This is a genomic window from Pseudomonadota bacterium, assembly GCA_037200975.1.
Taxonomy (GTDB): domain Bacteria; phylum Pseudomonadota; class Gammaproteobacteria; order Steroidobacterales; family Steroidobacteraceae; genus CADEED01.
This window is the reverse complement of the sequence record JBBCGI010000001.1, coordinates 1,548,074-1,566,560: the sequence shown is the minus strand read 5'-3', so window position 1 is coordinate 1,566,560 and position 18,487 is coordinate 1,548,074. Positions and strand designations below refer to the sequence as shown.

The 18,487-nt window shown below is 67.1% G+C and carries 17 protein-coding genes and 1 other RNA gene; 15 read left to right on the top strand and 3 right to left on the bottom strand.

Translation table 11 applies throughout. The annotated features are described in order from the left end of the window. Positions 1-62 precede the first annotated feature (62 nt). Together WDO72_06950 and WDO72_06945 are read left to right on the top strand one after the other, a co-directional pair. Complete coding sequence (locus WDO72_06950; protein MEJ0085399.1) at positions 63-662, top strand: glutathione S-transferase N-terminal domain-containing protein; 600 nt, start codon at positions 63-65, stop codon at positions 660-662. Continuing rightward, on the top strand, positions 659-1,060 hold the full coding sequence (locus tag WDO72_06945; protein MEJ0085398.1) for a ClpXP protease specificity-enhancing factor: 402 nt from the start codon (positions 659-661) through the stop codon (positions 1,058-1,060). Before WDO72_06950 ends, WDO72_06945 begins: the two co-directional genes overlap by 4 nt. 30 nt (positions 1,061-1,090) lie before the next feature. Here WDO72_06945 and can read toward each other — a convergent pair whose 3' ends face one another. Genes can through WDO72_06930 form a run of 3 tightly spaced genes read right to left on the bottom strand, consistent with a single transcriptional unit; the run spans position 1,091 to position 4,023 of the window. Beyond that, complete coding sequence (can, locus tag WDO72_06940; GenBank protein ID MEJ0085397.1) at positions 1,091-1,759, bottom strand: carbonate dehydratase; 669 nt, start codon at positions 1,757-1,759, stop codon at positions 1,091-1,093. A 54-nt stretch (positions 1,760-1,813) separates the two neighbouring features. Further along, the gene (locus tag WDO72_06935) at positions 1,814-2,161 is read right to left on the bottom strand and encodes a YraN family protein (protein ID MEJ0085396.1); all 348 of its coding nucleotides are present in this window, start codon (positions 2,159-2,161) and stop codon (positions 1,814-1,816) included. A gap of 20 nt (positions 2,162-2,181) precedes the next feature. Beyond that, positions 2,182-4,023 (bottom strand): penicillin-binding protein activator, encoded by a 1,842-nt coding sequence (locus WDO72_06930; GenBank protein ID MEJ0085395.1) that lies wholly within the window; start codon positions 4,021-4,023, stop codon positions 2,182-2,184. A 97-nt stretch (positions 4,024-4,120) separates the two neighbouring features. Here WDO72_06930 and rsmI point away from each other — a divergent pair, with 97 nt between their 5' ends. The 13 genes from rsmI (at position 4,121) to murC (ending at position 18,487) form a co-directional block, all read left to right on the top strand. Beyond that, positions 4,121-4,978, top strand: coding sequence for a 16S rRNA (cytidine(1402)-2'-O)-methyltransferase (rsmI, locus tag WDO72_06925; GenBank protein ID MEJ0085394.1), 858 nt, complete (start codon positions 4,121-4,123; stop codon positions 4,976-4,978). A gap of 95 nt (positions 4,979-5,073) precedes the next feature. After that, positions 5,074-5,442, top strand: an RNA gene (gene rnpB, locus WDO72_06920) — RNase P RNA component class A. Positions 5,443-5,878: 436 nt separating this feature from the next. Beyond that, complete coding sequence (gene mraZ, locus WDO72_06915; GenBank protein MEJ0085393.1) at positions 5,879-6,331, top strand: division/cell wall cluster transcriptional repressor MraZ; 453 nt, start codon at positions 5,879-5,881, stop codon at positions 6,329-6,331. Positions 6,332-6,468: 137 nt separating this feature from the next. After that, positions 6,469-7,395: a 16S rRNA (cytosine(1402)-N(4))-methyltransferase RsmH gene (gene rsmH, locus WDO72_06910; GenBank protein ID MEJ0085392.1), complete on the top strand. Its 927-nt coding sequence runs from the start codon at positions 6,469-6,471 to the stop codon at positions 7,393-7,395. Further along, on the top strand, positions 7,395-7,679 hold the full coding sequence (ftsL, locus tag WDO72_06905; protein MEJ0085391.1) for a cell division protein FtsL: 285 nt from the start codon (positions 7,395-7,397) through the stop codon (positions 7,677-7,679). The genes rsmH and ftsL overlap by 1 nt, the downstream gene beginning before the upstream one ends. A 10-nt stretch (positions 7,680-7,689) precedes the next feature. After that, the gene (locus WDO72_06900) at positions 7,690-9,468 is read left to right on the top strand and encodes a penicillin-binding transpeptidase domain-containing protein (GenBank protein ID MEJ0085390.1); all 1,779 of its coding nucleotides are present in this window, start codon (positions 7,690-7,692) and stop codon (positions 9,466-9,468) included. Beyond that, complete coding sequence (locus WDO72_06895) at positions 9,465-10,973, top strand: UDP-N-acetylmuramoyl-L-alanyl-D-glutamate--2,6-diaminopimelate ligase (protein MEJ0085389.1); 1,509 nt, start codon at positions 9,465-9,467, stop codon at positions 10,971-10,973. The genes WDO72_06900 and WDO72_06895 overlap by 4 nt, the downstream gene beginning before the upstream one ends. Further along, positions 10,970-12,337 carry a UDP-N-acetylmuramoyl-tripeptide--D-alanyl-D-alanine ligase gene (murF, locus tag WDO72_06890; GenBank protein MEJ0085388.1) on the top strand — a complete coding sequence of 456 codons (1,368 nt, stop codon included), beginning with the start codon at positions 10,970-10,972 and terminating at the stop codon, positions 12,335-12,337. The genes WDO72_06895 and murF overlap by 4 nt, the downstream gene beginning before the upstream one ends. Before the next feature lie 4 nt (positions 12,338-12,341). After that, complete coding sequence (gene mraY, locus WDO72_06885; GenBank protein ID MEJ0085387.1) at positions 12,342-13,427, top strand: phospho-N-acetylmuramoyl-pentapeptide-transferase; 1,086 nt, start codon at positions 12,342-12,344, stop codon at positions 13,425-13,427. Beyond that, entirely contained in the window at positions 13,424-14,785 is a 1,362-nt protein-coding gene (murD, locus tag WDO72_06880; protein ID MEJ0085386.1) for a UDP-N-acetylmuramoyl-L-alanine--D-glutamate ligase, read from the top strand. Before mraY ends, murD begins: the two co-directional genes overlap by 4 nt. Next, entirely contained in the window at positions 14,782-15,969 is a 1,188-nt protein-coding gene (ftsW, locus tag WDO72_06875) for a putative lipid II flippase FtsW (protein MEJ0085385.1), read from the top strand. The genes murD and ftsW overlap by 4 nt, the downstream gene beginning before the upstream one ends. Next, on the top strand, positions 15,966-17,063 hold the full coding sequence (murG, locus tag WDO72_06870; protein MEJ0085384.1) for an undecaprenyldiphospho-muramoylpentapeptide beta-N-acetylglucosaminyltransferase: 1,098 nt from the start codon (positions 15,966-15,968) through the stop codon (positions 17,061-17,063). Before ftsW ends, murG begins: the two co-directional genes overlap by 4 nt. Continuing rightward, the gene (murC, locus tag WDO72_06865) at positions 17,060-18,487 is read left to right on the top strand and encodes a UDP-N-acetylmuramate--L-alanine ligase (GenBank protein MEJ0085383.1); all 1,428 of its coding nucleotides are present in this window, start codon (positions 17,060-17,062) and stop codon (positions 18,485-18,487) included. Before murG ends, murC begins: the two co-directional genes overlap by 4 nt.

Sequence of the window (18,487 nt, the reverse complement as noted above, 5' to 3'; positions counted from 1 at the left end):
CAAGCAAGTCGTATCTCGCCGTCGGGCGGGGAGAACACTGAGTGTCGAGCCGCCGTGCAACGATGACGCTGTTTTCGGCGCCCGATGACCCCTGGAGTCACCGGACGCGCATCGTCATAGCCGAAAAGGCCATCGAGATCGAAATCGTCGATGTGCCGCCGGGGAAGTACCCGGAAGACCTGCTCGATCTGAACCCGTATCACACGACGCCGACGCTGATCGATCGCGATCTCGTGCTCTACGACTCGCGCGTGATCATGGAATATCTCGACGAACGATTCCCGCATCCGCCGCTGATGCCGGTCGACCCGGTGTCGCGCGCGCGCGCGCGGCTCGCCCTCTACCAGATCGAACACGACTGGTACGACCTGGCGCGCAAGATCGATGCCCCCGGGACGAAGGATCTGGCGCAGTTGCGCAAGGTGCTGCGCGACAACGTCCTTGGCAGCGCGGACCTCTTCAAGCTCAAGCCGTTCTTCCTGTCGGACGAATTTTCGATGGTGGACGCGACCATCGCGCCGATCCTGTGGCGCCTGCCGCGCTACGAGATCGACCTGCCACCGCAGGCGCAGCCGATCCTCAAATACGCCAGCACCATCTTTTCCCGGCCGGCGTTTCGCACCAGCCTGTCGGAGAACGAGCGGGAGATGCGCCTGGCATGAACGATCGCGCGCGTAATTCCAAGCGCCCATATCTCATACGCGCCATGCACGGCTGGATGATGGACAACGGCGAGACGCCGCACGTCATCGTGGATGCGGAAAAAGCCGGTGTCGAAGTGCCGCGCGCCTACGTCAAGGATGGCAAGGTCGTGCTCAATCTCTCATCCACCGCCACGCAGCGGCTGGTGATGGGCAACGACTGGATCGAGTTCGAAGCGCGATTCGCCGGCGTGGTGCACCACGTGCGAATTCCGGTGAGCACGGTGCTCGGTATCTATGCGCGTGAGACGGGCGAGGGCATGGTGTTCTCGGAGCAGGATCTCGGGCCCGAGCCGCCGACCAAACCCACGCCTCCCGAAGACGGCAGCCGGCGGCCGCAGCTCAAGGTCGTCAAGTAGTTAGATGGTGCGCGGTTGGCCGCGCGCCGATCATGTTTCGCTGGCCGGCCGGGGGCCGGCTAGACTCGCCAGCGCGGTGTCATACACCTGCGCGGCTTCACGGAAATCCGATACGGTGGTGCGCAGGTCACGCAGCAGCCCGTCCTTGATGCCGTAGATCCAGCCGTGGATATCCAGCTGCTGCCCGCGCTCCCAGGCATCGCGCACGATCGTGGTCTGGCACACGTTGGCGACCTGCTCGATGACATTGAGCTCGCACAGCCGGTCGGAGGCGAGCGACTCGCTCGCGCAATTCGCGATCGTATGCGAATGTTTTTCGTGCACGTCCTGCACGTGGCGCAGCCAGTTGTCGGCGAGCCCGACGCGCGAACGGCGCAGCGCCGAGATGACGCCGCTGCAGCCGTAGTGGCCGACCACGAGAATGTGTTTGACCTTGAGGATATCGACCGCGAACTGCATGACCGACAGGCAGTTGAGATCGGTGTGCACCACCATGTTGGCGAGGTTGCGATGCACGAAGATGTCGCCCGGCAGCAGGCCCACGATCTGGTTCGCGGGCACGCGGCTGTCGGCGCAGCCGATCCACAGATAGTGAGGCGATTGCTGGCGTGACAGCTTGGGGAAGAACTCCGGATCCTGGCGATGGATCTGGTCCGCCCAGGCTTTGTTGCTTTTGAAGAGCTGGTCGAGGGTGCGCATGTGGGCGCGACCTTAAACGTCCGCGTCCGGTTTGGCAAAAGCGCGGGCACCGGCTCAGGCATCGAATGCCTGTCGGAGCCATTCGATGCTGCCGTCCCTGACAACGATGACATCGAAGCGCACGCGGCAATTGCGCAATTCGCGGTGCTGCTGCAACAGCAGCGAAGTCGTGGCTGCGATCCGCCGCTGCTTGGGCCGGGTGACGCTGGCAGCGGCGCCACCGAAGCGGTCGCTCGCACGGGTGCGGACTTCTGCGACCACGAGCAGGTCGCCGGCACGCGCCACGACGTCGAGCTCGCCGATGCGGCGCAGGAAATTGCGCGTGACGATGGTGAAGCCCTGCGCCTCGAGAAAGGCGCAGGCGCTGTTTTCGGCCAGCGTGCCGGTCTGACGGCGATCCATGCCGTTTCTGCCTTGCTACATCATTGCGCGGGGGCCGCCGCCGTTGCGTTGCCGTCCAGCGGCGTCGGTGCGCCGCCCTTGATGCGCACCCAGTCGAGCTCGCGGCGCACACGCCCCTGCGCGTCGATGCTGAGTGTGCCGGTGAGCCCCTGCGGATTGATCGGGCCGTTCCGCTGCAGGGCGGACGCGACGCGCATCGCGTCATAACCGAAGGCGAACAGCCGGCCCCGCTTCGCGGCGGAATCTCCGAACGCCTGCCGCGCCGCTTCACGGACGTCGGCAACGAGTTCGTCGTTGCCCAACATCCACGGCATGTCGGGGAACATCATTCCCTCGATCTCCTGGTTGGCGGACGGGTGCGGCTCGTAGGCGTCGCCAAGTGTGTACGTGGGGATGTCGCCTGCGAACTGATAACGCAGCTGCGGCCGCAACTGGCGTGCAGTGACGTACTGGCCCGGCGCGAAGATGAACTGGATGTCGGGGCGCCGGCGCGGAGTTTCGAATTCGAGCTTCTGGCCGATCGCGGCCTGGATACGCTGCTGGCGCGCGACGCTGTCGTCGGTGCGCAGCACCTGCATGATGCTCGGGGTGAAATCCTTCTCCGCGCTGTTGTAGCTCGCCTGACCCAGCACATAACCGCCGGCCGAACGCAGTTCTTCATCGAAGGCCGCGGCGACACGAGTGCCCCAGTCGCCTTCGGGCGTGAGTACCACGCCGCGACGGCGGCCACTGGCGCCTATGTAACGCGCCACGGCGCGCGCATCGTCTTCGGGCGACAGTGCGAACTGGAAAAAACGCTCCGGGGTCGCGCGGTCGCCCGGCAGGAAATTCAGCGCCAGCAGCGGCGGGCGGGTAGTTAGAAGGTCGGCGGTCGCGAGTACTTCTTCGCGGGTCAGCGGGCCGACGATGAATTCCGCGCCGGCGGCGCTCGCCTCCGCCACGGTGTCGGCGATCGAGGCGCTGGCGGTGTCGTAGACGCGCAATCGCGGCCGCGTATTCGCCGGCAACTGGTAATACGCGGTCATGAAGCCGTCGCGGATCTGGGCCGCGGCCTGCGACAGCGAGGTGCGCCCACCCAGCGGCAGCATGAGCGCCAGGTGCGGCGCGGCTTCGAGTTTCGCGGCCGGCTCTTCGATGCCGACGCCGGGTTCGCCCGACAGCGCCACCAGCGCCGGGTGAGCCGGGAAACGCGCGCGGAACGACGCCATGCGCGTGGCTCCGAGCGTCGGATTGCGGGCATTGTCCGCGGCCACGGATGCGGCTTCGAGCCAACCGCGAATCGTGACGTCGCTGCCCGGCGGCGGGTTGAGCGACACACCGCGTTCGGCCGCGGCGCGCAGCTGGCCTAACAACTCCGAGCGCGCGATACGCGCGTCGCCGGGGCCGACCAGGCGCTCGCGCGCGAGCTCGGAGCGGATACCATCGACGAGATGGCCGGTTGCCACCGCGACGTACTGGCGTGCTTCGTAATAACGCGCGGCGGCCGCCGGCGCGCTGGGTGTCTGCATCGCGGTGATCTCGCGCCAGGCATCATCGCCGCGGCCCTGCGCCACGGCCGACTGCATGCGCAACAGACCCTGTTCGAGCGCCTGCAGCTGCGTGAGGCCGCCGGGCAGGCTGGCGAGCACGCGATCGGCGTCGGCGGCGCGGCCCGCGGCCAGCCACGCGCGGATGGCGCGCAGCCGGAACTCAACGCTGTCGTTGCCGCTGGTTTCAGCCGCGAGCCGTTCATAAATAGTGGCCGCACCCGCGTGGTCGCCCGAACGCAGCAGCGTTTCGGCGCGATCGACATTGGGTGGCCCGCCGCGGCCCGGAGTGGTTGGGCAGCCGGCCAACAGCAGCGCCGTTGCAATGACGGCCAACGCCGTAAAAATTCCGGGCGAGAATGATCTGTGCAGAGCCGTCATACGTCGAATAGCCTTCACGGGTGGCGGTGGCGATGCGCGGTGGAGAAGTATAGTGGCAGCGAACTTGGGGCGTCTTGCGGTGATCTCGACGCCGATCGGCAACCTGGGCGATCTGTCGCCGCGTGCGCGCGACGAACTCGCGGCGGCGGAGCTGATCGCGGCGGAAGACACGCGCAGGACGGGGCAATTGCTGACAACACTCGGGTTGTCGCGGCCGCTGGTGTCGCTGCATGAACACAACGAAACCGAGCGCATCGGCGAACTGCTGGAGAAACTGCGCGGCGGTGCGCGCATTGCGCTGGTGAGCGATGCGGGCACACCACTGTTGTCGGACCCGGGATTCGAGCTGGTGAGGCGCGTCTCGCAGGAAGGCATGACCGTGGTCGCCGTGCCGGGACCTTCTGCGATTACTGCGGCGCTCAGCATTGCCGGATTGCCGACGGAACGGTTTTCATTTGAGGGGTTTCTTCCGGCGCGGCTTGCGGAGCGGCGCACGCGGCTTGCCGAGCTCGCGATCGAAACGCGTACGCAGGTCTTCTTCGAAGCGCCACATCGCATTGCCGAGGCGCTTGAGGACATGAGCGCCGCATTTGGCGCGACCCGGCGCGCGGCCGTCGCACGCGAGCTCACGAAGGTATTTGAGACCGTGTATCGCGGAACTCTGGCGGAGCTTGCAGCGAATGCGCGCACCGACGCGAACTTCACGCGCGGAGAGATCACCGTGGTGGTCGAGGGCGCGCAGCGCGCGCCCGTTGCGGACGGTGCGCGCGTGACGCTCGATGCCGCGCTGCGCGCGTTGCTTCCGGATCTCTCGCCGAGCAAGGCGGCGGCAGTGGCGGCGCGGCTCACCGGTGCGAAGCGCAACGACGCGTACGCGCTGGCGCTCGAGCTTTCGAAAAAGCCCGACTGAGCGGCGCGAGCGCCGCCGGGCGCCTTCGTCGAAGAGCGCCCACGCGCCCAACCGCGCTGCTTGTGAACGATGAGGCATGTCGTTATGGTGCGCGCGGAGTCGGCCGGACGGTCGCTGCATTTCTCGCGAAATGTGGAGGAAAGTCCGGGCTCCTGCGGACGAGGTGCCAGGTAACGCCTGGGCGGCGTGAGCCGACGGAAAGTGCAACAGAAAATAAACCGCCTAAGCGTCAGCAATGACGCCGGTAAGGGTGAAACGGTGCGGTAAGAGCGCACCGCGCCGGTGGCAACATTCGGCGGCACGGCAAACCCCACCTGGAGCAAGGCCAAATAGGGAAGTCGCCACGCAAGTGGCAGCGGGTGTCCCCCTGCGCTTCCGGGTAGGCCGCTTGAGGTCGCCGGTGACGGCGATTCCAGAGGAATGATCGTCCTCGACAGAACCCGGCTTACAGGCCGACTCCTTCTTTTAGTTAGAGGCCGCGCACGGCTAACAACCTGCGGGTTGTTAGGTGCGGGCAAATTCACGGCGCGGGCCGGCCGGTGTTTGGCCGCCGCCACGCACGGCGTTTCCGGTCGCCCGCGACCGCGGAACCACTGGCTCAATGACGCCCCTAATCGGATAATTAACCCATTAGTGGTTCAAAACGGCCCGAAAGTCCCGATTGGGGGCCATACAGCGGACAAGTTCATGACCTACTGTATGAGCTTGCGATGACAAGCCACTGATCGATAAGAGGCTAGTGCCCAAGTTATGGCACAGCGACAACCCAAATCCGACGTAAGTGGCTGTCGCTACGGGAAAATTCTGTGACTTAATTCTTGACCGCGCCCACGGCCGTTCCTATAGTGGCGTCAAGTGGGAAAAAGTGGGGAGAAATGGGCTTAACCCGCCTATTCATTCATGTTTCGCGGTGCAGCAAAAGTTTCCTTGGACGACAAGGGCCGGATGGTTCTGCCCACCCGGTATCGGGAGCACGCACTCGAAAGAAGCCAGGGAAAGCTGGTTGTCACGGTGGATCGGGATCAATGCCTCCTCCTTTACCCCTTGCCCGACTGGGAACAGATCGAACGCAAGTTGATGAGCCTGCCGTCGCTGCACGCGCAGGCGCGACGGCTGCAGCGGCTGATGGTGGGTCATGCCACCGAGCTGGATCTGGACGGACACGGACGTTTGCTGTTGCCGGCCGAGTTGCGCGAGTTCGCGCTGCTCGAGCGGCGCGGAATGCTGGTCGGTCAGGGCAATCGCTGCGAGCTGTGGGAAGAGGGACGCTGGAACGAGCGCCGCAACCTGTGGCTGTCGAACGAAGCGGCCGAGACCGGGCTCGCGGCGGAACTGGATTCGCTGACTCTTTGAGACCCGGCGCATGAGCGTCGGAAGTCGATGTGATGGTCAATGGGGTGGGATGCCGATCCGCTGTGCGGCCGGTGTCCAGGTGGCAAAGGCGTTTGAAAATGGGGGCGGACTGACAGCCGCTTGTTAGGAGCAGTGGTTTGAACGCACACGTTCCGGTGCTTGCCCGGGAAGCGTTCGAGGCACTCGCTGTGCAAGCGGACGGCCTATATATAGATGCGACGTTCGGGCGCGGCGGTCACACGGCACTCATCCTCGGGGCACTCGGCTCCGAAGGGCGCGTGCTCGCGTTCGACCGCGACCCGGCGGCCATCGAGGCCGGCCACCGCCGTTTTCCCGACGAAGTGCGGCTTGCGCTCGTCGGCGCGCCGTTTGCCGATATCGCCGCGCGCGTGCCGGGGCTCGTTTCGGGCCGGGCCGTGCGCGGCATCTTGTTCGACCTCGGCGTCTCCTCGCCGCAGCTCGATGACCCCGCACGCGGTTTCAGCTTCCGGGCGGACGGCCCGCTCGACATGCGCATGGACCCGACGAGCGGCGAACCGGTTTCCGCATGGCTCGCGCGAGCGGGCGAGCCTGAGATTCGCGAGGTGATCGCGACGATGGGAGAAGAGCGCTTCGCACGGCGCATCGCAGGGGCCATCGTCGCCAACCGCGCCGCGCATCCGCTGACGCGCACGCTTCAGCTGGCCGAACTCGTCGCGCGCGCGGTGCGCACGCGCGAGCCGGGCAAGAACCCTGCGACCCGCACGTTCCAGGCGCTGCGTATGCACGTCAACGACGAACTCGGACAGCTGCGGCGCGCGCTCGCTGGCGCGCTCGACCTGCTCGAGGTCGGCGGCCGGCTCGCGGTCATCAGCTTCCATTCGCTCGAAGACCGCATCGCCAAGCAGTTCATCCAGGGCCACTCGACGGTCGATCCGGTGTTTGCGGGCCTGCCGCTGATTCCGGATTCCGCGCAGCCGCGGTTGAAACGCATCGGCAGCAAGACACGCGCGAGCGAAGCGGAAACCGCCGCCAATCCGCGCGCGCGTTCGAGCGTGCTGCGCGTCGCCGAGAAGCTGCGCTGATGGCCGGTCCCTCGAACAAGCTGCTGCTGCTGGCGGTGCCGGTGTTGTGGATTGCGGCGCTCGCCTCGGCCGCCGGGGCTATCTACTCCAAGCACCGGGCGCGCGAGTTGTTCGTCGAGCTCGAGCGTCTCAACGTGCGGCGCGACAACCTCGAAATCGAATGGGGCCAGCTGCAGCTCGAGCAGAGCGCCTGGTCGACGCACGCGTTCGTGGAAAACGTGGCCGGCACCAAGCTCAAGATGGCGATGCCGCCGCCGAAGGACATCGAGCTGGTGTCGCCGTGAACGCGCGCCCATGAAGGTATTTCCGGGCAAACGCCGCGAGCCCCGCGGCCGTGGCGAGAGCAGTGCGGGTGCGCCGCGCGACGAGGCGCGGGGTTTCCGCTGGCGCGCGAATTTCGTGCTCGGGCTCTTGGTCTGCGGTGCGCTGGGGCTCACCTGGCGCGCGGTCGAGCTGCAGCTCAAGGATCACAAGTTCCTCGCCGGCCAGGGCGATGCGCGTTTCACGCGTGTGGCCGAGATCACGGCGACGCGCGGCACGATCACCGACCGCTATGGAGAGCCGCTCGCGGTCTCGACGCCGGTCGATTCGGTGTGGGTGAATCCGAAGGAGCTGGCGCTCGCGAGCGACCAGCTGCCGCGCCTCGCGAAGGCGCTGAAGCGCGACAAGAACGACATCGCGCGGCGTCTGACCTCGAATCTCGATCGCGAATTCCTCTATCTCGCGCGGCACATGCAGCCGTCGGAGGCACAGAAGATCCGCGCGCTGGAGATTCCCGGCGTGTATCTCATGCGCGAGTACCGCCGCTACTACCCGGCCGGCGAAGTCGCGGGCCACATCCTGGGGTTCACCAGCGTCGACGATGAGGGCCAGGAGGGCCTCGAGCTCGCGTTCGATCACTGGCTGGCGGGTGAGGACGGCGCGAAGCGCGTCATCCAGGATCGTTACGGCAAGATCGTGCAGAACGTCGAAGAGATTCGCGCGATGCGGCCGGGGCGCAACCTCGTCTTGTCCATCGACCTGCGCATCCAGTACCTCGCGTATCGCGAGTTGAAGGCCGCGATCCGCGATCAGCGCGCCAAGTCCGGCTCGGTGATCGTGCTCGACGTCGCCACGGGCGAAGTGCTGGCGATGGTCAACCAGCCTACCTACAACCCGAACGATCGCGACCAGATCAACGCGAAGGTCTATCGCAACCGCGCGGTCACCGACATCGTCGAGCCGGGTTCGTCGATCAAGCCGTTCGTCGTGGCGGCGGGGCTCGCCTCCGGCCGGTTCGACGATCGCAGCATCATCGACACCAACCCGGGCTACATCAAGGTCGGCGCCAAACTACTCGAAGATCCGCACAACCTGGGCGCGATCGGGCTCGCGACCATCCTGGCGAAGAGCTCCAACGTCGGCATGACCAAGGTCGCGCTGTCGCTCGAGCCGGCGCAGATGTACGGCACGTTGACCGCGCTCGGCTTCGGCCAGGTCACGACCAGCGGTTATCCGGGCGAATCGGCCGGCTTGCTGCCTCACTACTCGCACTGGCGGCCGGTGGGCATTTCGTCGATGTCGCGCGGCTACGGCCTGTCGATCACGCCGCTGCAGCTCGCGCACGCCTACGCGACGGTCGCGTCTTTCGGTATTTCGCGGCCGATCTCCTTCCTGCGCGTCGAGACGCCGCCGCCCGGTGAGCGCGCGCTCGACGATGGCGTCGCCCATACGCTGGTGCATCTGCTCGAGGCCGTGGTGGCCCCGGATGGCGGCGGCAAACAGGCGGCGATTCCCGGTTACACCGTGGCCGGCAAGACCGGCACTGCGTGGAAGGCCACCGCCGGCGGTTATGCCACCGATCGATATCTCGCCGTGTTCGGCGGCGTCGCGCCGGCGAGTAATCCGCGGCTGGCCGCGGTCGTCATGATCGACGAGCCGGGCGCGGGCAAATACTACGGCGGCGATGTGGCCGCGCCGGTGTTCGCGGGCGTGGTCGGTGGTGCGTTGCGCCTGCTCGCCGTCCCGCCGGATGCGCCGGTCGCCGATGAAACCGAACCGCCGGCGTCCCATCGGCAGGTGGCCACGCGGTGAGCGCCGCCACGCAGAGTCTCGCGAGGTTGCTGGACGGTCTGGCCGCGCTGCCGCACGACGTGGAAGTCAGCGATCTCACGCAGGACGGGCGCGCCGCGCGTCCCGGCTGCGCCTTCCTCGCGGTGCGCGGATCCGCGGAACACGGCTTGGCCTACGCGCCGCAAGCGGTCGCCAATGGCGCGCGCGCCGTGTTGTGGGAGCCCGCGCCGGTGGCGGTGGTGCCCGACCTGCCGTCCGAGATCGTGGTTGCGCCCGTGCCCAACCTGCGCGAACACGCCAGCGCGATCGCCGACCGTTTCTTCGGCACCCCGTCGCAGGGATTGTCCATCGCCGGCATCACCGGCACGAACGGCAAGACCACCTGCGCCTATCTACTGGCGCAGGCGCTGGAGATCGCCGGCCGTCCGGCAGCGTACATGGGCACGATCGGCACCGGCCGGCCGCGCGCCTTGCGCGCCAGCGCCCTGACCACCGGCGACGCCGTCACCGTGCAGCGGACCTTGTCCGAGTTGCGCGCCGACGGGGCCGCCAGCGTCGCGATGGAAGTCTCCTCACACGCGCTCGATCAATCGCGCGTCGGTGCCGTGCGGTTTCGTACCGCGGCGTTCACCAACCTGACGCGCGATCATCTCGATTACCACGGCACCATGGAAAACTATGGCGCGGCGAAGACGCGGCTGTTCACGCGCGCGGACCTGAAATCGCGCGTGATCAACGTCGACGACGCGTTTGGGCGGCAACTGGCCATCGATCCGAAAGGCCGCGGCCGGCTGATCGTCACCAGCCGCGGGCACCAGTCGCACACACGCGCGGCGGCGGGTTTCGTCCGCGCCATGCACGTCTCGCTGTCGACGCGCGGCATCGAGCTGGAATTCGATTCGAGCTGGGGAACCGGCGCGTTGACCGCGCCGCTGATGGGCGACTTCAATGTCGACAACCTGCTGACCGTGATCGCGGTGCTGCTCGACTGGGACCTGGATCTCGAGCAGGTGATCCGCGTGTTGTCGCAGGTGCGCGCCGCGCCCGGCCGCATGGAAACCTTCGGCGGCGGGAACGCACCGCTCGCGGTGGTCGACTACGCACATACGCCCGATGCCCTGCACAAGGCCTTGTCCGCGGCGCGGGCGCATTGCGCCGGCCGGCTCGCGGTGGTGTTCGGTTGCGGCGGCGATCGCGACGCGGGCAAACGTCCGCTCATGGGCGCGATCGCGGCGGAACTCGCCGACGACATCCTGCTGACCGACGACAATCCGCGCACCGAGTCGCCGCAAACCATCGTCGCGGACATTGCGCGAGGAGTTCCGGCCGGCCGCGCGTTTCGCGTCGAACACGATCGCGGCGCCGCGATCCGCGAGTCGCTGACGCGCGCCGCGCCGGCCGACGTCGTGTTGATCGCCGGCAAGGGACACGAGGACTACCAGATCTACGGCCGCGAAAAGCGCGCCTTCAGCGACCAGCAGGTCGTGAAGGCTGCGCTCGGCGCGCGCACCGGCGGTGCGGCATGAATCGCAGCCTGTCGTCTTTCGCGAGGACCTGCGGCGGCGAACTGATCGGCGCCGATCGTGCCTACACCGGCGTGTCGACCGACACGCGCACGATCAAACCCGGCGAACTGTTCGTCGCGTTGCGCGGGCCGCGTTTCAACGCCAACGATTTCATCTCGGCCGCGGAAACCGCGGGCGCCGCCGGTGCGGTGGTGGACACACGCGTCGACCGCCCGCTGGCGCAGGTGCTGGTGGGCGACACGCAGGAAGCGCTGACCAACTCCTCGGCCGCGTGGCGCGCGCAGTTCACATTGCCCGTGGTGGGAGTCGCCGGCAGCAACGGCAAGACCACCGTGAAGGAAATGCTGGGCGTCATCCTGGCGCGCACCGGCGCGACGCTCGCCACGCGTGGCAGCCTCAACAATCACATCGGCGTTCCGCTCACGCTGCATCGTCTCGATGCGACGCATCGCGTCGCGGTGATCGAGATCGGCGCCAACCATCCGGGAGAAGTCGCGGCGCTGTGCAAGCTGGCGCGTCCGACGGTCGGGCTCATCACCAATGCGGGTGCGGAACATCTCGAAGGATTCGGCAGCATCGAGGGCGCGGCGCGCGCCGAAGGCGAGATGATCGCGGACCTCGACTCCGCGCACACCGCGATCATCAATGCCGACGACGAATTCGCGCCGCTGTGGCGCTCCATGACGCGCGCGCGCATCGTCACGTTCGGTATCACAGGCGCCGCGGATTTTTCCGCCGGCGACATCCATACCGCCATCGATGCCGGCGGTTTCGTCACGCGTTTCAAATTGACCGCGCCGTCCGGAAACACGCCGATCGAATTGCACCTCGCCGGCCAGCACAACGTCGCGAACGCGTTGTGCGCCGCGGCCGCCGCCTGTGCTGCCGGCGCTTCGCTCGAAGACGTGCGGCTCGGCCTTGCCACAATGCGCCCGGTTCCTGGCCGATTGCAGTTCAAAACCGCGCCCAGCGGTGCCTGGATCGTGGACGACTCTTACAACGCCAACCCGAGTTCGATGAAGGCTGGCATCGAAGTGCTGGCCAACGTCGACGCGCGGCGCTGGCTGGTGATGGGCGACATGGGCGAGCTCGGCGATCACGGCCTCGAGAGCCATCAGGACATCGGCCGCTTCGCGCGCAACCACCGCATCGACCGGTTGTTTGCCACCGGCAAGTTGTCGGCGCTCGCGGTCGAGGCGTTCGGCTCGGGCGGCGAATGGTTTTCGGATACGGAAGCAATGGCAAGGGCGGTCAATTCGGAACTCACGCGCGAGGTCTGCGTACTGGTCAAGGGGTCGCGCTCGAATCGGCTGGAGCGCGTCGTGGAGGCCCTGACGGGTGCCGGCGCAAGTCACGGACACTGAACAAATGCTGTATTGGCTCGCCAAGATACTCACGCCTCACTACTCGGGATTCAACGTCTTCTCGTACCTGACGTTGCGCGCGATTTTCGCCGTGATGTCCGCGCTGCTGCTGGCGCTGTTCATCGGCCCCTGGATGATCGAGCGGTTGAAGGGCGGGCAGATTGGCCAGGTGGTGCGCGACGATGGCCCGAAGTCGCATTTTTCGAAGGCCGGCACGCCGACCATGGGCGGGTTGCTCATCCTCGTGGCGATCTTCGTCAGCACGCTGCTGTGGGCGGATCTATCCAATCGATTCGTCTGGGTGGTGCTCGGCGTCACGTTCTTCTTCGGCCTGATCGGCTTCTGGGACGACTACCTCAAGCTTGCGAAGAAGAATCCGAAGGGTCTCATTGCGCGTTACAAGTATTCCTGGCAGTCGCTGGTCGGATTGGTGGCGGCCGTGTTCCTGTTCTACACGGCGAAGGCGCCGTCCGAGACCACGCTCTATCTACCGTTCTTCAAGAACTTCGCAGTGCCGATGACGGCCGCGGCGTTCATCGTGCTCACGTATTTCATGATCGTCGGCATGAGTAATGCGGTGAACCTGACCGACGGGCTCGACGGGCTGGCGATCATGCCGGCCGTCATGGTCGCGGTGGCGCTGGGCGTATTCGCCTACGCCAGCGGCAACGCGAAGCTGGTGCAGTACCTCGACATTCCCGCGGTTCCCGGCGCGGGCGAGCTGCTCATCTTCTGTGGTGCACTGGCCGGCGCAGGGCTCGGGTTCCTGTGGTTCAACACCTATCCCGCGCAGGTGTTCATGGGCGACATCGGCGCGTTGGCGCTCGGCGCCGCGCTCGGCACCATTGCCGTGATCGTCCGGCAGGAAGTCGTGGCGCTGATCATGGGCGGCATCTTCGTCATCGAAACGGCGTCGGTGATCATCCAGGTCGCGTCGTTCAAGCTGACCGGCAAACGCGTCTTCCGCATGGCGCCTATCCACCATCACTTCGAGCTCAAGGGCTGGACTGAGCCGAAGGTGATCGTGCGTTTCTGGATCATTGCCTTCCTCCTCGTGCTGGCAGGGCTCGCGACCCTGAAACTGCGATGACCGCCCAGGCCGCACAAACCGCGCGCAACGCTGTGATCGTCGGCATGGGCCGCACCGGCTTGTCGGTCGCCCGGCACTTGCAGCGCAGCGGTTTTCGCATCGCGTTGACCGACAGTCGCGAGGCGCCGCCGGAGCTGGCGGGTGTCAAAGCGTTGGGTGCCGCCGTCGTGGCGCGTACCGGGGGATTCGACGCACGGCTGCTGGAAAAGGCCGACATCGTCGTGACCTCGCCGGGCGTGCCGCTCGACGACCCGTTCTTCGTGCAGGCGCGTGCGCGCGGCCTCGACATCGTCGGCGACATCGAATTGTTCGCGCGCGCCGCGGATGCACCCGTGGTCGGCATCACCGGCACCAACGGCAAGAGCACCGTGACGACCTTGTTAGGCCGCATGGCCGAGCGCGCCGGCGTACGCGTGCGTGTCGGCGGCAATCTCGGCCAGCCGGCGCTCGACCTGCTGGATCGCGGGCCCACCGATCTGTACGTGCTCGAGTTGTCGTCGTTCCAGCTCGACACCACGCACTCGCTCAAGCTCAAGGCTGCGGTGGTGCTCAACGTCTCCGCGGATCACATGGATCGTTACGCGACGCTGGATCACTACGCCGCATCGAAGGCGCGGATCTACGCCAACAGCGAGACCGCGGTGGTGAACGCCGACGAGCCCGAGGTGCTGCGCATGCCGCGCACGGGCCAGCGCGTGATCTCGTTCAGCCTGCTCGACCCGAAGGCCGATTTCAGCCTGGTCACGCCGCCCTCGGATAAGCAGCCGTGGCTGGCGCGGCGCGGTTCGGCGTTGCTGCCGCTCGCCGCGCTCAAGATCTCCGGCCGGCACAACGCTTCGAACGCATTGGCAACCCTCGCACTCGGCGACGCGTTGCGTCTGCCGCTCTCGCCGATGCTCGATGAACTGCGCGATTTCACCGGGCTGCCGCACCGCTCGCAATGGGTGGCAGATCTCGCGAACGTGCGTTACATCGACGATTCGAAGGGCACCAACGTCGGCGCCACGCTGGCCGCGGTCAACGGCCTCGCCGGTCCGCTGGTGGTGATCGCTGGCGGTGACGGCAAGGGTCAGGACTTCTCGCCGCTCGCACCCGCCTTTCGCGGCAAAGTGCGCACCGCCGTGTTGTTGGGTCGTGACGCCGGCCTGATCGAAACCGCGCTGGCTGGCATCTGCCACACCGCGCGAGTGAATTCGATGGAAGAAGCCGTGCAGGCCGCGGCGCGGTTCGCGCAGCCGGGCGACACCGTGTTGTTGTCGCCGGCCTGCTCGAGCCTCGACATGTTTCGCGACTATGCGCATCGCGGCAACGTGTTCGCCGCCGCCGTGAAAGAACTCGTTCCGGGAGCGGCGAAATGAGCGGCAAGGCGCGCGCGCTGCACATCGACGCGGTGGCCTTGTCGCTGGTCGCCGCCATCGTATTGCTGGGGCTGATCATGGTCACCTCCGCATCCATCTCGATCGCGAGCAAGGAATCGGGCAATGCGTTCTCCTATCTAGAACGCCAGCTGGTGTTGTGCTGCATCGGCTTCGTCCTCGCCGCGCTGGTGTTCTGCATCCGCACCGACTACCTGGAGAAGATGGCCTGGCCGCTGCTGATCGCGGCGGTGGCGTTGCTGTTCTTCGTGCTGATTCCGGGCCTCGGCCACGTGGTCAACGGCAGCCGGCGCTGGATCCGCGTCCTCGGCTTCAACTTCCAGGCTTCCGAGCTCGCGCGCGTGCTGGTGCTGATCTTCATCGCGAGTTACGCGGTGCGCCGAGAACAGGAACTGCGCAGCACGGCGATGGGGTTGATCAAACCCATCGGTCTCCTGGGGTTCATCGCGTTGCTGCTGCTGGCCGAGCCGGATTTCGGCGCGGCGTCGGTGCTGTTCGTTTCGGGCTTCGGCATCCTGTTCATCGCCGGCGCGCGCCTGCGATACGTGCTGCTCACGGCGGCCGCCGGGGCGGGCGCGATGGCGCTGCTGGTGATGCTCGTGCCGTACCGCATGGCACGCGTCACGTCCTTCCTCGATCCGTGGGCGGATCCGTTCAACAGCGGCTTCCAGCTCACGCAATCGCTGATCGCGATCGGCCGCGGCGAATGGTTCGGCGTCGGCCTGGGCGAAAGCGTGCAGAAGCTGTTCTATCTACCCGAGGCACATACCGATTTCCTGTTCGCGGTGCTGGCCGAGGAGCTCGGCCTGGTCGGCGTCGCCTTGACACTGGCGCTGTTCATCGCGCTGGTGTGGCGCAGCTTCTGGATCGCTCAGCTCGCTTCGCGCGCCGGCCTGCGTTTCCAGGCCTACCTGGCCGCCGGATTCGGGTTGTGGCTCGGCGCACAGGCGCTGATCAACATCGGCGTGAACATGGGCGTGTTGCCCACCAAAGGCCTGACGCTGCCGCTCATGAGTTACGGCCGCTCGAGCATGATCGTCACGCTGGCCTGGGTCGGGTTACTGCTGCGGGTCTACCACGAAGCCATGCAGAACACGCGCGGCATGGCGACAGCGCGTGGCGCCAACGACGCGCGGCCGGCGCGCATCGCGGGAGCCACGGCATGACCTCCCCGCAGGCCGCCGTGACCTCGCGCCCGATCCTCATCATGGCCGGTGGCACCGGCGGGCACGTGTTCCCCGCGCTGGCCCTGGCGCGCCTGCTGCGCGCCGCCTCGCATGAAGTCGTCTGGCTCGGTACGCAGCGCGGACTGGAAGCGCGCATCGTGCCGGCCGAGAAGATAGAGATCGAGTGGCTCTCCATGAGCGGCCTGCGCGGCAAGGGTGCGATCACCTTGCTGGCGGCGCCGTTCAAACTCGCGCATTCGATCTGGCAGGCGCTGCGGATCGTCCGGCGCCGCAACCCGGCGCTGGTGGTCGGCTTCGGTGGTTTCGTCACGGGCCCGGGTGGCGTGGCGGCCTGGCTCACGCGGCGGCCGCTCGTCATCCACGAACAGAATGCGATCGCCGGTTATTCCAACCGTTGTCTCGCGCATCTGTCGCGCCGAGTGCTCGCCGCGTTCCCGAATGCGTTTCCGAGAGGCGTCGATGTCCGCGTCGTGGGCAACCCGGTGCGCGCCGACATCGTCATGCAGCCGCCGCCGGCGGAGCGTTTCGCGCGCCGCGAGGGCGCGCTGCGCCTGCTGGTGGTCGGCGGTAGTTTGGGGGCGTCGCGGCTCAATGCCGTGGTGCCGTTCGCGGTGGCGCAATCCGGCCTCTCGCTGCGCGTCCGCCACCAGGCCGGCGTCAACGGCATCGACGCGGCGCGCGCCGCGTATGCGCAGGCGGGGGTGGCTGCCGACGTCTCGCCGTTCATCGACGACATGGCGCGCGCCTACGCCGACGCGGATCTCGTGATCTGCCGCGCCGGGGCACTGACGATTTCCGAACTCGCCGCCGTCGGCGTGGCCGCGGTGCTGGTGCCGTTTCCCGCCGCGGTCGACGATCACCAGACCGTCAACGCGCAATACCTGGTGCGCGAAGGCGCCGCCGTGCTGATCGCGGACCGTGAGCTGACCGCCGAGCGGCTCGCAGCCGAGCTCAAGACGCTGTGCCAGCGCGGCAAACTACTGGCGATGGCCGAACGCGCGCGACTCGTCGCGAAGCCGCGCGCCGCCGAAGAGCTGGCCGCCGTCTGCCTCGGGCAGCTGGAGGCCGCATGAGCGATCGCATGCGCCGCATTCATCGCATCCACTTCGTCGGCATCGGCGGCAGCGGCATGAGCGGCATCGCCGAAGTGCTGGTGAATCTCGGTTACGAAGTGCAGGGCAGCGACCTCAAGCCAAACCCGGTCACGGAGCGGCTCGCGAAACTCGGCGCGCGCGTGATGATCGGCCACGCGGCCGAAAACGTCGGCAATGCCGATGTCGTGGTGACCTCCACGGCGGTGTCGGCCGAGAATCCCGAGGTCGCGACCGCGTTGTCGCGCCGTATTCCGGTCGTGCGCCGCGCCGAGATGCTCGGCGAGCTCATGCGCTTTCGCTACGCGATCGCGGTGGCGGGTACGCATGGCAAGACCACGACGACGAGCCTCGCGTCCTCGATCCTCGCCGAAGGTGGCGAAGACCCGACCTTCGTGATCGGCGGCCTGTTGAAGAGCGCCGGCACCAATGCGCGGCTCGGCGCCGGCAAATACCTGGTCGCCGAAGCGGACGAGAGCGACGCGTCGTTCCTGCACCTGAACCCGATGATCGCGATCGTCACCAACATCGACAACGATCACCTCGGCACACACGACGGCGATTTCGAGCGGCTCAAGCACAGCTTCGTCGAATTCCTGCACAACCTGCCGTTCTACGGACTCGCGGTGCTGTGTGTCGACGATGCGCACATCCGCGGAATCCTCACCAAGGTCAATCGCCCGGTGGTCGGCTACGGCTTCTCGGAAGGCGCCGACCTGCGCGCGGAGAACCTGCGCCGCGAGGGGCTGCGCACGCACTTCGACGTCGTGCGCCGCGCCGACGGTCTGCGCCTGCCGGTCACCGTCAATCTACCCGGACTGCACAACGTGCTGAATTCGCTCGCGGCCATTGCCGTCGCGCTCGAGATCGGCATCGCGCACGAGGCGATTCAGCGCGCGCTCGCGAACTTCCAGGGCATCGACCGGCGTCTCACACACGTCGCCGACATCAGGCTGGCCGGCGGCGGCGATCCGGTCACGGTGGTCGACGACTATGGCCACCACCCGACGGAAATCGCCGCGACGCTCGATGCGATCCGGCAGGGATACGCGGGCCGCCGCGTCGTGCTGGCGTTCCAGCCGCATCGCTACACGCGCACGCGCGACCTGCTCGACGACTTCGCCACGGTGCTGTCCACCGGCGACGCGCTGCTGGTCACCGAGGTGTACGCCGCCGGCGAGGCGCCGATCGCCGCGGCCGACGGGCGCGCCATCTGCCGCGCGATCCGCACGCGCGGCAAGGTCGAGCCGGTGTTCGTGGAAAAGGTCGAGCACCTGGATGAAGCACTACGCGCCGTGCTGAAGCCCGGCGACGTGCTGCTGACGATGGGCGCGGGTTCCATCAGCGCCGTGTCGCACGCGTTGCCCAGGAAGTTAGGGGCCGCCTCGGCCCGGAGGCAGGCGTGA

Excerpts from the sequence above, each read along its gene's own strand:
- WDO72_06950 (MEJ0085399.1), top strand. The coding sequence starts at position 63 with ATGACGCTGTTTTCGGCGCCCGATGACCCCTGGAGTCACCGGACGCGC.
- WDO72_06945 (MEJ0085398.1), top strand. The coding sequence starts at position 659 with ATGAACGATCGCGCGCGTAATTCCAAGCGCCCATATCTCATACGCGCC.
- can (MEJ0085397.1), bottom strand. The coding sequence starts at position 1,759 with ATGCGCACCCTCGACCAGCTCTTCAAAAGCAACAAAGCCTGGGCGGAC.
- WDO72_06935 (MEJ0085396.1), bottom strand. The coding sequence starts at position 2,161 with ATGGATCGCCGTCAGACCGGCACGCTGGCCGAAAACAGCGCCTGCGCC.
- mraZ (MEJ0085393.1), top strand. The coding sequence starts at position 5,879 with ATGTTTCGCGGTGCAGCAAAAGTTTCCTTGGACGACAAGGGCCGGATG.
- ftsL (MEJ0085391.1), top strand. The coding sequence starts at position 7,395 with ATGGCCGGTCCCTCGAACAAGCTGCTGCTGCTGGCGGTGCCGGTGTTG.
- WDO72_06900 (MEJ0085390.1), top strand. The coding sequence starts at position 7,690 with ATGAAGGTATTTCCGGGCAAACGCCGCGAGCCCCGCGGCCGTGGCGAG.
- murF (MEJ0085388.1), top strand. The coding sequence starts at position 10,970 with ATGAATCGCAGCCTGTCGTCTTTCGCGAGGACCTGCGGCGGCGAACTG.
- mraY (MEJ0085387.1), top strand. The coding sequence starts at position 12,342 with ATGCTGTATTGGCTCGCCAAGATACTCACGCCTCACTACTCGGGATTC.
- murD (MEJ0085386.1), top strand. The coding sequence starts at position 13,424 with ATGACCGCCCAGGCCGCACAAACCGCGCGCAACGCTGTGATCGTCGGC.
- ftsW (MEJ0085385.1), top strand. The coding sequence starts at position 14,782 with ATGAGCGGCAAGGCGCGCGCGCTGCACATCGACGCGGTGGCCTTGTCG.
- murG (MEJ0085384.1), top strand. The coding sequence starts at position 15,966 with ATGACCTCCCCGCAGGCCGCCGTGACCTCGCGCCCGATCCTCATCATG.
- murC (MEJ0085383.1), top strand. The coding sequence starts at position 17,060 with ATGAGCGATCGCATGCGCCGCATTCATCGCATCCACTTCGTCGGCATC.